Annotated in this window: 14 protein-coding genes; 7 read left to right on the forward strand and 7 right to left on the reverse strand. The window is 72.4% G+C overall.

Features of this window, described 5'->3' with window-relative positions; translation table 11 throughout:
• Window positions 1-139 precede the first annotated feature (139 nt).
• Window positions 140-1,909 carry an efflux RND transporter periplasmic adaptor subunit gene (locus HCN51_RS01035; protein WP_168005729.1) on the reverse strand — a complete coding sequence of 590 codons (1,770 nt, stop codon included), beginning with the start codon at window positions 1,907-1,909 and terminating at the stop codon, window positions 140-142.
• A 146-nt stretch (window positions 1,910-2,055) separates the two neighbouring features.
• On the opposite strand from HCN51_RS01035, the gene HCN51_RS01040 reads away from it, so the two are divergent.
• The 6 genes from HCN51_RS01040 to HCN51_RS01065 are packed head-to-tail and all read left to right on the forward strand — an operon-like array spanning window position 2,056 to window position 7,994.
• On the forward strand, window positions 2,056-3,204 hold the full coding sequence (locus tag HCN51_RS01040; protein WP_168005731.1) for a permuted SH3 domain-containing protein: 1,149 nt from the start codon (window positions 2,056-2,058) through the stop codon (window positions 3,202-3,204).
• Window positions 3,201-3,959, forward strand: a complete 759-nt coding sequence (locus HCN51_RS01045) for an ABC transporter ATP-binding protein (protein ID WP_168005733.1) — start codon at window positions 3,201-3,203, stop codon at window positions 3,957-3,959. Before HCN51_RS01040 ends, HCN51_RS01045 begins: the two co-directional genes overlap by 4 nt.
• Window positions 3,956-5,206: an ABC transporter permease gene (locus HCN51_RS01050; RefSeq protein ID WP_168005735.1), complete on the forward strand. Its 1,251-nt coding sequence runs from the start codon at window positions 3,956-3,958 to the stop codon at window positions 5,204-5,206. Before HCN51_RS01045 ends, HCN51_RS01050 begins: the two co-directional genes overlap by 4 nt.
• Before the next feature lie 30 nt (window positions 5,207-5,236).
• Window positions 5,237-5,797 carry a hypothetical protein gene (locus tag HCN51_RS01055; protein ID WP_168005737.1) on the forward strand — a complete coding sequence of 187 codons (561 nt, stop codon included), beginning with the start codon at window positions 5,237-5,239 and terminating at the stop codon, window positions 5,795-5,797.
• Window positions 5,794-6,486 carry a response regulator transcription factor gene (locus HCN51_RS01060; RefSeq protein WP_168005739.1) on the forward strand — a complete coding sequence of 231 codons (693 nt, stop codon included), beginning with the start codon at window positions 5,794-5,796 and terminating at the stop codon, window positions 6,484-6,486. The genes HCN51_RS01055 and HCN51_RS01060 overlap by 4 nt, the downstream gene beginning before the upstream one ends.
• Complete coding sequence (locus HCN51_RS01065) at window positions 6,483-7,994, forward strand: sensor histidine kinase (RefSeq protein WP_168005741.1); 1,512 nt, start codon at window positions 6,483-6,485, stop codon at window positions 7,992-7,994. Before HCN51_RS01060 ends, HCN51_RS01065 begins: the two co-directional genes overlap by 4 nt.
• Before the next feature lie 89 nt (window positions 7,995-8,083).
• On the opposite strand, the gene HCN51_RS01070 is transcribed toward HCN51_RS01065, so the two are convergent.
• Together HCN51_RS01070 and HCN51_RS01075 are read right to left on the reverse strand one after the other, a co-directional pair.
• Window positions 8,084-9,502 (reverse strand): FG-GAP-like repeat-containing protein, encoded by a 1,419-nt coding sequence (locus HCN51_RS01070; RefSeq protein ID WP_168005743.1) that lies wholly within the window; start codon window positions 9,500-9,502, stop codon window positions 8,084-8,086.
• Window positions 9,503-9,606: 104 nt separating this feature from the next.
• Complete coding sequence (locus HCN51_RS01075) at window positions 9,607-9,774, reverse strand: hypothetical protein (protein ID WP_168005745.1); 168 nt, start codon at window positions 9,772-9,774, stop codon at window positions 9,607-9,609.
• A gap of 299 nt (window positions 9,775-10,073) precedes the next feature.
• Here HCN51_RS01075 and HCN51_RS01080 point away from each other — a divergent pair, with 299 nt between their 5' ends.
• On the forward strand, window positions 10,074-11,303 hold the full coding sequence (locus HCN51_RS01080; protein WP_080040796.1) for a cytochrome P450: 1,230 nt from the start codon (window positions 10,074-10,076) through the stop codon (window positions 11,301-11,303).
• A 36-nt stretch (window positions 11,304-11,339) separates the two neighbouring features.
• Here the strand turns inward: HCN51_RS01080 and HCN51_RS01085 are convergent, their stop codons facing one another.
• From HCN51_RS01085 to HCN51_RS01100, 4 genes are all read right to left on the reverse strand, one after another.
• Window positions 11,340-12,746, reverse strand: a complete 1,407-nt coding sequence (locus HCN51_RS01085) for an MFS transporter (RefSeq protein WP_168005747.1) — start codon at window positions 12,744-12,746, stop codon at window positions 11,340-11,342.
• Between the two features lie 149 nt (window positions 12,747-12,895).
• Complete coding sequence (locus HCN51_RS01090; protein WP_168005749.1) at window positions 12,896-13,492, reverse strand: TetR/AcrR family transcriptional regulator; 597 nt, start codon at window positions 13,490-13,492, stop codon at window positions 12,896-12,898.
• Window positions 13,493-13,717: 225 nt separating this feature from the next.
• Window positions 13,718-14,368: a biliverdin-producing heme oxygenase gene (locus tag HCN51_RS01095; RefSeq protein WP_168005751.1), complete on the reverse strand. Its 651-nt coding sequence runs from the start codon at window positions 14,366-14,368 to the stop codon at window positions 13,718-13,720.
• Window positions 14,369-14,495: 127 nt separating this feature from the next.
• Window positions 14,496-15,257, reverse strand: coding sequence for an alpha/beta hydrolase (locus HCN51_RS01100; RefSeq protein WP_168005753.1), 762 nt, complete (start codon window positions 15,255-15,257; stop codon window positions 14,496-14,498).
• Window positions 15,258-15,656: the final 399 nt, after the last annotated feature.

A 15,656-nucleotide genomic window follows, 5' to 3' on the forward strand; every position in this document is an offset into this window, starting at 1 on the left:
CGGCCGGACTCCAGGTGGCAGGTGTGTCGGAGTCCGGCCGGGGGTGGCCGGCCCGGGCGGGCGGGTGGTTTCCGCCCGGACCGGCCGGCTCAGGTGCCGCGGCTCCCGTCCGGCGGGAATCGCCCGGCATGCTCGCAGGTCATGCGTCCGGCCAGCTTCCGTCGGGGAACTCGCCCGACGCCGCGCCCGACATGACCACCTGGTCGGCCTCCGACAGGCCGGAGACGACCTCGACGTACTGGTCGCCGCGCACGCCCGTCCGCACGGCCTTCGTCGAGTCCCGGCCGCCCGAGCGCACCGTGACCACCTGCGTGCCGTCCGCCCTGGTACGCACCGCCGCGGCCGGCACGTAGACGGCGTTCCTGGACTCGCCCGTGGTGATCGTCACCGACGCGGTCTGGCCCAGCATGAGCCCCGACGGCGGCTCGTCGAAGGCGAGGGTGACCGCGTAGCGGACGAGCTGCCCGTCCACCGTCGCGGTCGGCGCGATGGCCGTCACCGAAGCCTGGTGCTTCTCACTACCCCGGGTGGCCAGGGTGATCTGGGCTTTCTGACCGAGCTTGAGCCGGTTCACGTCGGACTCGGTGACCATGGCCGAGACCTGCAGCTCGTTGAGGTTACCGAGGCTGATGAACGTGCCGGTGCCCGCCGCGTCGCCCGCCCGGCCGGCGATCGACAGGACCGTGCCGGACGCGGGCGCCACGATGCGGGTGCCGCGCACGGCGTCGGCGGCCTCCTCCAGCGCCGCCTCGGCGCGGTCCACGTTCGCGGCGGCCTGCTCCTCACTCGTCCCCGCCCTGGCACCTGTGCTTGTGGCGCCGCCCGGGGTGCCGGTGCCCGTGTTCCTGGTGCCGGCCGGGGTGGCGCAGGCTTGCCCGCTGCTCCTGGCCGTGGGCTTCGCGCCCGCCGTGGGCTTCCCGCTCGCCGACGGCTTCCCGCTGGTGGACGGCTTGGCGCCGGCCGACGGCTTGGCAGTGGACGGGCGCGCGGTGGTGGAGGGGCCCGTGCTCGCGGAGGGGCCGCCCGTGCTGGACGGCTGCCCGCCGGGCTGCCCAGCCCCGTCGCCACCGGTCCCACCGGTCCCGCCAGTCCCGCCGCCGGGCGTGCCGTGCGTAGGAGTGGCGGTGACCGTCGTGGTGACGGTGGCGGTCGCCGTCACAGTAGCCGTCACTGTGGCCGTCACCGTGGCCGTCGCCGTGGGCTGCGGCTCGGGATCCGTGGTGCCGGGCGTGGGCGTCGGGTGCGGCGTGAGGTCGGGCGTGGGGCTCGTGCCGGTCCCGTCGCCGGAACGCGCGGCGGGCCCCAGCACGCCACCAGCGCCGCCGCCGTGCCCGGCCGGACCGCCGGTGGACGCGCTGGAGGCGGTGCCGGTCGCCCTGCGGGAGGGAGCCGGGCTCGCGCCCTTCGCGGGCGTCGTGCCGCCGGTCTTCACGGGCACACAGGCCGAGCCGGAAGCACCGCTCCCAGCGGGTGACGAGGCCCGGCCGCTGACCGCCGTGGAGCTGCCCGTCGGGCTAGCGGCCGGGGTGCCGGAGGACGCGGCCGGGGTGCCGGAGGACGCCTGCTCCAGCGCCTCCTCGGCGGCCGCCAGGTCGGCCTTGGCCGCCGCGTACGCCTCGCGCGCCGCCCGCCCGTCGATCCTGGCCAGGACCTGGCCCTTCTTCACCTTGGTCCCGACCTTGACGTACACCTTGGTCAGCGTCCCCGGGGAGCCGAACGCCAGGTCCCTGCGCGAGCCGTCCACGGTGCTCCCCGCCGCGCTCACCGAGGCCGTGACCAGGCCGCGCTGGGCGGAGGCCAGCCGTACCTGGACGGTGGGCGGGGTGTCGTCGCGCAGCGCCAGCACGAGGCCGGAGCCGGCCACGAGCACGGCGAGGGCGAGGCCGCCCAGCGCGAAAGTCGGTCTCATGACGGCACATCCTGGCCGAGCAGGATCGCGCCAGCCTGCGAGGACCCTCAGAGTTACCTGTGGGCCGGCGTGGCGCGCGGGGCTCCCAGCGGACGTTCAGCTTGCCCACGGCTGCGGCGCAGCATTGTGTGCAAGGGTCCTCGCTCGTGAAGGTGTCGATCAGGCGCAGAGCGCTGATTACCAACGGGGCGCTCGCGGTGCTCCTGCTGGGCGGTGCCGGGCTCGCCTACGCGCAGCTCGGCACGGGCCAGGCCGCCGGTGAGACCACCGTGCGGACGGTGACCGCGGGCCGCGGCTCCGTGACCGCCTCGGTGACGGCGTCGGGGGCGGTCGAGAGCTCCCGGTCCAGGGCGCTCTCGTTCGGGACGAGCGGGACCGTGGAGAAGATCTACGTCAAGGCCGGGGACAAGGTGGCCAAGGGCGACATCCTGGCCAGGCTGGACGATTCCGCCGCCCAGGAGAGCCTGGCGGCGGCGAAGGCCACGTACCAGAGCGCCCTCGACGACGGGACGGACACGGCCGCCCGCTACGCCGCCTACATCAAGGCCCGCAACGCCTACCGGGAGGCCCAGCGCACGGTCGCGGGGACGGTGCTGAAGGCGCCGTTCAAGGGCACGATCACCGCCGTGAACGGCTCGGTTGGGGGCACGTCCTCAGGCTCAGGGTCGGGCTCGGGCTCCAGTGCGGGCGGTGGCCAGGGCTCCGGGCAGACGACGAGCGCCACGAGCGGCTCCTCAGGCTTCATCGAGCTGGCCGACACCACGAAGCTGCAGCTCGTCGGCACCTTCACCGAGTCCGACGCCGGCAAGCTCAAGCAGGGCCAGGAGGCCACGATCACGTTCGACGCGCTGCCGGGCGTCACCGCGACCGGCGAGGTCACGCAGATCCAGCCGGTCGCCTCCACCAGCAACAACGTCGTCCAGTACCCGGTGACGATCACGTTCACGAAGGCCCCCGAGCAGGTCAGGCTGGGGCAGACGGCCACCGTCGAGGTCGTGGTCGGCCAGGCGGAGAACGTCGTCACCGTCCCCTCCACGGCGGTCTCCACCAGCGGCGGCCAGACCACGGTCACCGTGCTGCGCGACGGCCGCCAGACCAGGACCCCGGTCGAGGTCGGCGTGCAGGGCGCCACGCTGACCGAGATCAAGTCGGGCGTGTCGGAGGGCGACGAGATCGTGCCCCCGTCCACGACGACCGGCACCACGGGCAGCGGCGGCGGCGGGATGCGCGGGGTCGGCGGCACCGGCGGCGGGTTCCCCGGAGGCGGCGGCATGCCCGGTGGAGGAGGGCGATGACGGCCGCGGGGCCGCGCGTCGTGGAGCCCGTGCCGGTCCTGCGGGTGCGGGACCTCGTCAAGGAGTACGGCGACGGCGACGCCCGGGTGCGCGCCCTGCGCGGCATCAGCCTGGACGTCCAGCAGGGCGACTACGTGGCCATCATGGGCGCCTCCGGCTCCGGCAAGTCGACGCTCATGAACATCCTCGGCTGCCTCGACGTCCCGACCTCCGGCACGTACCTCATCGACGGGACCGACGTCGGCCTGCTGAACGAGCACCAGCTCGCCATCCTGCGCAACCGCCGGGTCGGGTTCGTCTTCCAGTCGTTCAACCTGATCCCGCGCATGAGCGCGCTGGCCAACGTGGAGCTGCCGCTCGTGTACGGCGGCGTCGGCCAGGCGGAGCGGCGCGCGCGGGCGCTGGCCGCGCTGGAGCAGGTCGGCCTGACCGACCGCGTGCACCACGAGCCGAACCAGCTCTCCGGCGGCCAGCAGCAGCGCGTCGCCGTCGCCAGGGCCCTGGTCACCGCGCCGGCGCTGCTGCTGGCCGACGAGCCGACGGGCAACCTCGACACCGCCTCGACCGGCGACGTCCTGGAGATCATGGACCGGCTCAGCGCGACCGGCCGGACGATCGTCCTGATCACACACGAGGACGACGTGGCCGCGCACGCCAAGCGGGTGATCAGGCTGGTGGACGGCGAGATCGTGGCGGACCGCCGCCAGGCGCCGGTGGACGGCCCGCCGCCGCGGCTCGTGGAGGCGACCACGTGAACCAGATCGAGATCCTCCGCTTCGCGCTGCGCGGCCTGCTGGCCAACAAGATGCGCAGCGCGCTGACCACGCTCGGCATCCTCATCGGCGTGGCCGCGGTCATCATGCTGGTCGCGGTCGGCGAGGGCTCCTCGCAGAGCATCCAGCAGAACATCCAGCGCCTCGGCGCGAACACGCTGACGATCTCGCCGTCCTTCTCCGGCGGAGGCGGCGCGATGCGCGGCCCCGGCGGCGGCGGGGGCGCGAACACCGGGCCGCGCACCCAGGCCAGGCAGCTCAGCCTCGCCGACGCCAAGGCGCTGACCGACAAGACGCTCGCCCCGTCGGTGAAGAGCGTCTCGCCGGTGGTCAACGCCTCCTCCTCCACCGCCACGTACGGCGCCGCCAGCCACTCCGTGGCGCAGTTCGTCGGCACCTACCCGAGCTACTTCGAGGCCGTCAACAAGCCCGTCGCCAAGGGCACGTACTTCTTCAACGACGACGTGCTGGCCGCCAGGAAGGTCGTGGTGCTCGGGCAGACGGTCGTGGAAGAGCTGTTCGGCGCCGTCGATCCCATCGGCAAGCAGATCAGCGTGTCGGGGGTGCCGTTCACGGTGGTCGGCGTGCTGAAGGAGGCCGGCTCCACCGGCATGCAGGACGCCGACGACATCGCCATCGCGCCGCTGCCGGCGGTGCAGCAGAGCCTGAGCGGGTTCGGCTCGCTCGGGCAGATCGTCGTGCAGGCCACCGGCGCGGGGACGACCACGTCGGCGCAGGCCGAGGTCACGGCTATCCTCAACCAACGACACGGCATCACGAACGACAACCCCGACTACCGCGTACTCAACCAGGCCACTCTGCAGGAGACCGTCAGCGAGGCGACCGGCACCTTCACCGTGCTGCTCGGCGCCGTCGCCGCGATCTCGCTGCTGGTGGGCGGTATCGGCATCACCAACATCATGCTGGTGACGGTCACGGAGCGCACGCGCGAGATCGGCATCCGCAAGGCCATCGGAGCACCCAGGAGCGCCATCCTGGGCCAGTTCCTGATGGAGGCGACGCTGCTGAGCCTGGTCGGGGGGCTGTCCGGGGTGCTGGTGGCGTTCGTGGGGACCAGGTTCACCATCGCCGGCATCGAGCCGGTCCTCGTGCCGTCATCGGTGGTGCTGGCGCTGGGCGTGTCGCTGGGCATCGGGCTGTTCTTCGGCAGTTATCCCGCCAATCGGGCGGCCAAGCTCAGGCCGATCCAGGCTCTGCGCCACGAGTAGGCCTCGCGCCACGAGTTAGGAGACAAGGACATGGACAAGCTGGACTCCTCCCCGTTCCGGGACGACCTGCGGGAGGAGCTCGCCGTCCAGCCCGCCAAGGGCACCTCCAAGGTCACGCTGGCGCTGGCCGCCGGCGTCGTCCTGGTGGCCGGGATCCTGATCGGCATCCAGGCGGAGAGCTGGTTCGGCGCCGCCGACGCGCCCCCGCAGGCCGCCGGTGCCGCGCAGCAGCGCGGCACCGGCGCCATGGGCGGCTACGGGCAGCGCGGCCAGTTCCCCGGCGGCGCGCAGCAGCCCGGCGGGCAGCAGCAGCCGGGCGGTGGCGGGGGGCAGCGCATGGGCGGCGGCACCGTCGGCACGGTCGAGAAGATCGAGGACGGCAAGGTGTACGTCAGGACCATGGACGGCGCCACCGTCACGGTCACCACCACCGACCGGACCACCGTGCAGATCTCCAAGCCCGGTAAGGTCTCTGACCTGGAGACCGGCACCACCATCGTGGTGCGCGGGCAGCAGGGCGCCGACGGCGCGGTCACCGCCACGTCGATCAGCCAGGGGAGCCAGGGATTCCAGGGAGGAGGCCCGCGATGAGCGAACCCGAGGCCAAGCTGCTGGTGGTCGACGACGAGCCCAACATCAGGGAGCTGTTCTCGGCCAGCCTGCGCATGGCCGGGTTCGAGGTGCTGACCGCGGCCGACGGCATGGAGGCCCTGCGGGTGGCCGAGGAGAGCTCGCCCGACCTGGTGATGCTCGACGTGATGCTGCCCGACCTGGACGGCCTGGCGGTCGCGGGAAGGCTGCGGTCCCGCGGCCGCCGGGTCCCGGTCCTGTTCGTGACGGCCAAGGACACGCCGGAGGACCGCATCGCCGGGCTGGGGCTCGGCGAGGACTACGTGACCAAGCCGTTCAGCCTGGAGGAGGTCATCGCCCGCATCCGGGCCGTGCTGCGCAGGACCAGGCGCGGCGCGCCGCCGCCCAACCGCCTGCGCGTCGCCGACCTGGAGCTGGACGAGGAGAGCCACGAGGTGTGGCGGGACGGCGTGCCCGTCCGGCTGTCGCCGACGGAGTTCCGGCTGCTGCAGTACTTCATGCTGAACGTCGGCCGGGTGCTGTCCAAGACCCAGATCCTCGACCACGTCTGGAACGGCGACTGGCGCACCGACGTCGGCCTCGTCGAGTCGTACGTGTCGTACCTGCGCCGCAAGGTGGACACCGGCGAACGCAAGTACCTGCACACCCTGCGCGGGGTCGGCTACATCCTGCGCCCGCCGCGAGTATGAGCCGGCACCCGTCGAAGGCCGTGCGCGGGATCGCCGGTGGCCTCAGGAGGCAGCTGTCCAGGGCGCCGCTCTGGCTGCGCCTCGTCTCGGCCACCCTCCTGCTGGTCACCCTCGCCATCACCGCCACCGGCCTGTTCGCCGTCCGCCTGCTGCGCAGCTACCTCGTCGAACGCGTCGACCAGCAGCTCCGCGTGGCCACCGCGCCCCGCGACCCGCCCCCACCACCGGTGGACCTGCGCCCCGACGGCCGGCCGCAACGCTACTTCGGCCTCTTCCACGGCGTCGTCCTCGGCCCGGACGGCCGGCTCGCCAGGACCATCAGCGAGTCCACCGAGGAGCACACGCCCGACCTGCCCGCCCTGACCCTCGCCGAGGTCATCGAGCTGAGGGGGCGGCCGTTCACCGTCGAGTCGCGCGACGCGGGCGGCCCGAGCTGGCGGGTCGTCGCCGTGCCGACCCGCGACGGCCAGAGCCGCATGATGGCCATCAGCCTCGCCGACGTGGACGCGACCGTCTCCCAGCTCATCCTGATCGTGGCGGTCGGCGGCGGCAGCACCCTGGTCGTGCTCGGCTTCGTCTGCTACGGCCTCGTCCGCCGCAGCCTGCGCCCCCTGCGCCAGATCGCGAGCACCGCGAACGACATCGCCGGCGGCGACCTGTCACGCCGCGTCCCCCTGTGGGCCGGCACCACCGAGGTCGGTAAGCTCGGCCGCTCGCTCAACACCATGCTCGCCCAGATCGAGGTGGCGGTCCGCGAGCGCGAGGAGGCCGCCGAGTCCGCCCGCGAGTCCGCCACGGCCGCCCGCCGCTCCGAGGAGCTGATGCGCCGCTTCATGGCCGACGCCTCCCACGAGCTGCGCACCCCGCTGACCTCGATCAGGGGCTTCGCCGAGCTGTACCGGCTGGGAGAGGAGAAGGACCTGGCCGAGGCCGTACGCCTGCTGAGCCGCATCGAGGGCCAGGCCGCCCGCATGGGGCTCCTCGTCGAGGACATGCTCCTGCTGGCCCGGCTCGACCAGCGGCGCGAGCTGGGCCAGCGCCCCGTCGACCTGCTCAGCCTGGCCGCCACCGTCGTCATCGACGCCCAGACGCTCGCGCCCGACAGGAAGATCGAGCTGGTCCGGCTGTACGGCGGCGAGGGCGACGTGATCGTGACCGGCGACGAGCCGCGCCTGGCGCAGGTGCTCAACAACCTCGTCACCAACGCCCTCACCCACACCCCGCCCGGCACCCCGTTCCAGGTCCGGGTGGGCGTGCACGGCGACCAGGCCGTGGTGGAGGTGGCCGACGAGGGCCCCGGGTTCTCGGAGGAGGTGGCGGAGCGGGTCTTCGAACGCTTCTACCGCGCCGACCCCGCCCGCAGCGCCGGCGGGTCGGGGCTGGGGCTGTCGATCGCGGCCACGCTGGTGGAGGCGCACGGCGGGATCGTGATGGCGGAGAGCGAGCCGGGCAAGGGCGCCTTGTTCCGCGTCATCCTCCCCCTGGAGCCGCCGCGGCCGAAGGCGTAGCGGGGCGGGCCCGGGCGCGGACCGGACCGGGAGCCCCGGCGCGGACCGGGAGCCTCGGCACGGACCGGACCGGACCGGGAAACGGGCCCTCAGCCGAAGGTGTAGCCGTAAAGACCGGCACCCTTGTCGATCTGCCGCACCTTCCCCAGCTTGACCTTCCCGGACCCCCGCCTGCTACCTGCCGCGTACATGATCAGCCCTTGGTCCGGCGCCGCCACCACCAGCCCGTACACGGCGGGCCGCTTGGCCAGCGACCGGTACCGCTCCCACCCCGGCAACGCGGTCACCGCCGCCCCGAAGTCCTGCCCCTTACCTTTGACCAGCAGATTCCCGACCCGGGTCAGCCCACCCTCGGACCGACCGGCGAGCACCTGCACCGCCTTCTCACCCGGCACCCCGATGGCCAGCTCGTCGTTGCCGTCCCCGTTGAAGTCCCCGGCGGCCAGCGCCGCCCCGAACCGGTCGTAGTAGCGGGGCTTGCCCTCCAGCGTGTTCTGCGACCACGCCTCGGTCCTGTCGGTACGCAGCCCGCCCCGCGACCCGTACAGCACGTCCACCGTGCCGTCCCCGTAGTCCATGGCCCGCTGATTGGCACTGAGCCCTTCGCCCGGCACGCCGATCGCCAGGTCGGCCTTCCCGTCCCCGTTGAAGTCCCCGGTCGCCAGCGCCGCACCGAAGTTGTCCCACTTCTCGGAGGCCCCCTTGATCCCAGGCGTGCTCTGCGTCAACAACCGGGCCCGCTTCCGCCGCACATCGATCACGGTCACGGACCCCTGCCCATCCACCCGCACACTGTCGGCAGGAGCCCCCACGACCAGCTCATCCCGCCCGTCCCCATCGAAATCCCCGGCCGCCAGCGACGCCCCCCACTGGTCGGTGACGCTCGCCGCCTGCCCCACCCATGCCGTCTTCTGCGTGATCCGGTATGCCTTGCGCCCCTTCATCCCGTACACCGTCACGACCCCGCCCGACCGATGACTGGGCGCCCCCACGACCAGCTCGTCCTTCCCGTCCCCGTCCAGATCCCCCGCCGCCAGCGAAGCCCCGAACCGGTCACTGGACGGCTTGTCCAGCCTCAGCTCCTTCCCCGCCACGAGCCCGCCCGGCCCGCCATCGAAGACTTGCACCACCCCGTTCCCGTCACCTCCCGGCACCCGCTCACCGAGAAACTCCTCCGACACCCCCACCGCCAGATCGGTACACCGATCCCCGTTGAAGTCCCCCACGGCCAGCGCCGACCCGAACGAGTCGCCCGCCTCCGCCCCCTCCTGCGTGAGCTTGACCTTCTTCCCCGACCCATACATAACGGTCACGGACCCGGCCCTGGCACCGTCGTAGGGCGCCGCCACAGCCAGATCAGGCCGCCCGTCCCCATCGAAGTCGAGCGGATGCCCGCCACAGGCGCGAACGGCGGGCCCCCGCTCGGCTGTGAACGAGCCGATTCCGGCGACCGGAGCTGCTCCTGAGGCGAGCGGAACGATCAGGCAGGCGGCGAGCAACGCATTCATACCGGAAGTAATGACCAGCGATGCCGAACCAGGCCTGAACGGCACGAGAACGCCCCAGGAGGACAGAATGCACATCACCCCCCACCACCGCCCACCTCCCGCCCCTACTCGCCTCCCGCCCCCGCGCCGCTCACCGCCACGCCGCTCACCGCCACGCCGTTTGCGTTCGCGCTCCCGCCTGTGCTGGCCGCCCGCCCGTCCGTCCGCGCCCGCACGGTGTTCGTGCCTGGGCCGCCCTCGTGCTGCACCGCCCACCACCACACTGCCCGCACCGCTCGCCCTCCTCGCTGCCCGCCGCGTCACACCAGCCGCCCCTTGGGGCCGCATGATTGCGGTTGTGGCCCGCCGTGACGGTAGTGCGCTGGGGGTGGGTGCGCGGGGCGATGGTGGGCAGGGTGGGCGGGTGTGGGGCGGAGCGGAGTGGGTGGGGAGCCGAGGGGCGGCGGGAGCGCGGGGCGGCGTGGGGCCCGGCGGGGCGGGCGTGGAACGAAGGGCACGGGAGTGCGGGCCGGGAGGCGATCCGGGACGCCGATGGGCCCTTCGGGGCGCGGGAACGTGCCAGGATAGATGGGTGGACATCGACCTCGCTGATCTGGATTTCTGGCGCAAACCCCTCAAAGAGCGGAATGAGGCGTTCGCCCGGCTCCGGCAATTGGAGCACCCGGTGTTCTTCCCGGAGAAGAAGGTGCCGTTCCTCCGTTCGGGCAAGGGCTTCTACGCCCTCGTACGCCACGCCGACGTGGTGGAGGCCAGCCGGAACGCCAAGGTCTTCTCCAGTGAGCCGGCCGTCACCAACCCCGAGCCGCCGAGCTGGGTGAAGCAGGTGTTCGGCGAGTCGATGGTCAACATGGACGACCCGCGTCACGCCCGGCTGCGCCGCATCGTGACCCGTTCGTTCAGCCCGAAGATGCTGGCGGGGCTGCAGAGCGACATCGAGGCGGCGTGTGCCCGCATCGTGGACGACGTGGTGCGGGACGGCCCGCGCGACTTCGTCAGCCAGGTGGCCGCGCGGCTGCCGATCCACGTGATCTGCGACATGCTGGACATCCCGCAGGAGCTGCGGGAGAAGGTGCATCAGCACGTCGACATCTCCACCGCCTACACGGGCGTGCGCCCCAGCCTGGCGCGTAGCGTGCAGATGGCCGGCCAGAACATGCTGGCCCTGCTCGCCCTGCAGCGCATGGTCATCAAGCTCGGCCACGAGCGGGTCGCCAACCCGAAGGGCGACCTGGTCTCGCTGCTGGTCAACGCCAACGTCGACGGGGAGAAGCTGACCGACAAGGAGCTCGGCTCGTTCTTCTCGCTGCTGCTGGTCGCCGGCAACGAGACGGCCCGCAACACGATGGCCCACGGCATCAGGCTCCTGACGGAGAACCCGGCGCAGCGCGAGCTGCTGATGAGCGACTTCGACGCGCACATCAACGGCGCCATCGAGGAGATGGTCCGCTACGTGTCGCCGATCATGCAGTTCCGCCGCACGGTCACCGAGGACTATTCGCTGCGCGGCCTGGAGCTGAAGAAGGGCGACAAGGTCGTGCTGTTCTACGGCTCCGCCAACCGCGACGAGTCGGTCTTCCCCGACGCCGACACGTTCGACATCACCCGCGACACCAAGCCGCACGTCGGCTTCGGCGGCCCCGGCCCGCACTTCTGCCTGGGCGCGAACCTGGCCAGGCAGGAGATGCGCACGATGTTCCGCGAGCTGCTGACCCGGCTGCCCGGCATCCGCTCGGTGGGCGAGCCGGAGCTGCTCCTGTCGAACTTCGACAACAGCGTCCGCAGCCAGGCGTTCACCTTCTGACCGCGACGGGGCCCGCCGTCGTGGCCTGGTCGGGAGCTAGTCGTCGGCGGCCAGGACGTTCGTCCTGATGGTGAGGAGCGTGATCAGCGCGGCCACCACCATCATCACCGCGCTGATCAGCATGGCCGTCCTGAACCCGGCGTCGAACACCTGGGGCTGCTCGAACGCGTCGCCCACCAGCCCCACCAGCGGCGGCACCGCCGCCACGGCCAGGAGGCTGCCGGTGCGGGCGACCGCGTTGTTGATCCCGCTGGCCGTGCCCGCGAGGTGGTCGTCGGCGGTGGCGAGGACGGTGGCGGTGAGTGGCGCGACCGCCGCCGACAGGCCCAGCCCGAACACGAAGACCGCGGGCAGCACGTGCAGCAGGTAGGAGGCGCCGGGCCCGATCGTGCTCATCAGCACGAACCCGCAGCCCGCCACCAGGATCCCGATCGTCATGGGCCAGCGCGGCCCCACCCGCTTGGCCAGCTCGCCGGCCCGGGCCGACAGCAGCAGCATCAGGATCGTCGTCGGCAGCATCGCCAGCCCGGCGGCGATGGGGGAGAACCCGGACACCACCTGGAGCTGCACCACCAGCAGGAAGAACACGACGCCCATGGCCGCGTACATGATCAGCGTCACGACGTTGACGGCCGTGAACGCCCGGTCCCGGAACATGCCGACCGGCACCAGCGCGTCGGGTGACCGGCGGATCTCCAGCGCCACGAACGCCGCCCCGACCGCCAGCCCGGCCACCAGCGGCACCGAGATCCCCTTCTGGATCAGCCCGTACGTGATGCCGGCCAGCGCCAGCGCCGCCAGCACCGAGCCGAGCACGTCGAACCGGCCCGCCGCCTCCTCGTCCTTGCTCTCGGGCACGTGCCGCAGCGTGACGAACACGACGAGCGCCGCGAACGGCAGGTTGATCAGGAACGCCCACCGCCATCCGGCCGACTGCACCAGCCAGCCGCCCAGCAGCGGCCCGATGGCGCTGGCGACGCCGCCGAGGCCGGACCACATGCCGACCGCCCTGGGCCGGTCGTGCCGGACGAAGGACGCCTGGATGATCGCCAGCGAGCCGGGCGTGAGCAGCGCGCCGCCGATGCCCTGGAGCGCGCGGGCGCCGATGAGGAACTCGATGTTCGGCGACAGGCCGCACAGGGCCGAGGCGATGGCGAACCAGACGGTGCCGACGAGGAAGAGCGTGCGGCGCCCGTAGCGGTCGCCGAGCGAGCCGCCCAGCAGGATCAGCCCGGCCAGGGTGAGGGTGTAGGCGTTGATCGTCCACTGCAGGCCCGCCATGCCCGCGTCGAGCTCCCGCCCGAGGAACGGCAGCGCGACGTTGACCACCGTGCTGTCGAGCATCGCCAGGCCGGAGCCGAGCACGGTGGCGAACAGGATCCACCGGCCGCGCGCGGACTTCAGCTCGACATGGCCGTGCAGCAGGGTGGGGTCGTCGGTCATGCAGGCCATCCTGTCACCGGCCTCCGACAGTCTCGCCGCCGAGGGTCACCTCCCGCTCACCGCCGAGAGTCACCTGCCGCTCGCCGCCGAGAGCCGCCGTCCCGCCGCATCCTGCCCGGCCGACCGGCCGCCGGTCGGCGGGGCAGGAGTCAGCCGTTGCCCAGCGCCCGCAGGACGAACTCCGACACCAGCTCCCCGGCCCCCTCCACCGTCACGTCCCCGCTGATCAGCGGCACCCGCTCGGCGCCGATGACCGCGAGGATCATGCGGGCCGTGGCGTCGACGTCGACCGTGCGGAAGTCGCCCGCCGCCATGCCGCTCTCGAGGATCTCCACCAGGACGCGCTGCATCGGCGCCACGTGCTCGGCCAGCCGCTGGTAGGCGTCGGGCCCGAGCGCCGCGCTGAGGTCGGCCGCGCCGGGGTGCGGGTGCGCGAGCAGCCCGGCGAGCTGCAGCCGGACGAACGCGCGCAGCCGGTCGGCGGGGGAGGCCCCGTCGGGCAGCTCCCGCTCGTAGCTCTCGATGAAGTAGCCGGTGACCCGCTCGGTGAACGCCAGCAGGAGCGCCGCCTTGTCGGGGAAGTAGTTGTACAGGACCGTGCGGGTGATGCCGGCCTCCCCCGCCACGTCGGTCATGGAGATGGCGTCGATGCCCTGCGTCCGCGACAGCCGCGAGACGGCCTGGAGGATGCGGTCTCGCGTCTGGGCGCGGTGCTCGCCGATGGTGGCGGCCGAGATGCGGGGCATACGCCCATGGTAGGCCGACCCCGACGACATGGCTTGTCGGATTCTTGCGTTGTTCATTTCGGTTCTTGCAGTACGGCTTGTGGCATCGTCGCCATGCCGAGACGCCTTTCCGACGTGGCCGCGTTCATCGGGCTCAGCGTGGCCACCGCCGGCCGCGTGCTGCACGACAAGCCGGGCATCGCCCAGGCCCCCCGCCGCGGCGCGTCGCTCACCCCGGTGGGCCGCTCAGGCGGCGGCCTTCACCACGTGCCGGAGCTCCGCCAGCACCTCCGTGTTGAGCTGGTATGCGAGCCTGACCTCGCCGATCATGCGTTGCTGCTCCCGCTCGTCCAGCTCCGCCCCCAGGGCGTCCAGGCGGGAGCGGTACTCGTTCTTGAAGCGGGGCAGGCTGCCCAGCTCGTCGAAGAAGTAGAAGTCGACGCCCCCGCCCTTCGTGTAGCCGTAGATCTTCTGCAGCTCCATCCGGATGAACTGCCCGCCGGACAGGTCGCCCAGGTAGCGGGTGTAGTGGTGGGCTACGTAGCCGCCGGGCCAGTCGGAGACCTGGTGGATGCGGGCCACGAGGGTGCGGGTGGACTTCGACGGGGTGATGCGCTCGCGCCAGGACGGTCCGTAGATCGTGGTGAGGTCGCGTTCGAGTGCCTGCTCGCGGTACAGCTCGGGGAAGACGAAGCGGCCGGCGACCGGGTGGTCGGCGAGCTGGCGGGACACGGCGTCGAGTGCGGTGTAGGCGAAGTAGTGCTGGGCGACCATCTCGCCGTAGTCGTGCTCGCTCAACCGGCCGCCCATGAGCGCGGAGAGGTAGCCCTCCGACTCGGCCGACTGGTGGTCGGCCCAGGTGGCGTTGCGCAAGGTCTCGGAGAACGGCGTGGTCACGGCCCACCTCTGCTCGTACTGGCGTTATATGACGAAGTGTCACAAACGGCAGCGCTAGACGTCAAGCTGATGACGACACCATGTCATCAAAGCCTGCCTCCCCCTCCCGTACCCAGGAACGGGTACGTCAAGAGCCGTCGTCGTCGGGGATCACCTCCTGGTCGCGGCCGAGGGAGATCAGGGCCAGGTTGTGCAGGGACGGGGTGCCCGGCGTGTAGTAGTCGCTGTGGCCGCCCGCGCCCGCCTCGAAGCGGCGGGCGCCGTACGCCGCGTTCATCGGGTCGGCGCCGAAGCCCAGGTGGCCGAGCTTGACTTTGGGCACGAGCCTGATCCAGTCGGTGTCGCCGAGCCCGGCCCAGACGCGCGCGCGGAGTGCGGGAGCAGGGCCCGCCGCGCCGACGCCGGGGCTGCCCATGAAGGCGAGGTCGGCCAGCGGTAAGCCGGGGGCTGCGCGGGCGCAGACGAAGGAGCCGTAGCTGTGGCACAGCAGGGCGACCGGGGCCGTGGTGCGCCGGTGCAGGGCCGTGACCGTGCGGCGCAGCTCCCGCGCGCCGGTGATGGCCGCGTGGTCGGTGAGGGCGCCCAGGCTCAGGGTGGGTGGTGAGTCGTAGCCCAGCCACGCCACCACGGCCAGCCGCACGCCGGGAGCCAGCCGGGCCGCCTCCGCCAGCAGGGCGCGCGCGGCCCCGCCGGGGTGCCTCGTGCTGGAGTCGAACGTCGCCACCCTGGTGTCGGCGCCGGGCACGATGATCGCCACCCGGTCGGCCGTCGCCAGGTCGCTGCCGTAGAACCGCACCAGGCGCTCCGCCGGCTGGGACGGCAGCGTCAGCAGCATCAGCAGCGTGCCGGTGAGGATGTGGCCGGCGGCGATGGCAAGGTTTCTGGGCATGCTGTGACGTTATGGAGAAGGGGGTGTGGCCCGCGTCCCCGCAGGGTTTGAACCTTGGCGTCATACCGGAGGGGGATGCGGCCGGCCCGATGGGTGAGAGGGCCGATGATGGGTGAGACGCCCGATGGGTGAGAGGTGCGCCTGGATATGGGGTGCTGCGGGATACGCCCCGGCGTAGGGTGGGGTCGCAGGCACGTCCCCCGTCCAAGGTCGCGGGCACGTCTCCCGCCCAAGGTCGCCTGCACGTCCCTCGCCCAACGCAAGATCACGGGCGCGTCCCCGACCCAAGGAGAGGTGGCGGGCACGTCCCGTCAAGGCAAGGTCGCGAGGCACGGGAGCGCCTTGCCCGCCCGCGAAGAGCCCCCGCCCACCACAGTGCCCCGGCACCACACTGCCGCC

Origin of the sequence: Nonomuraea composti (genome assembly GCF_012034275.1) — a bacterium.
GTDB lineage: Bacteria > Actinomycetota > Actinomycetes > Streptosporangiales > Streptosporangiaceae > Nonomuraea > Nonomuraea composti.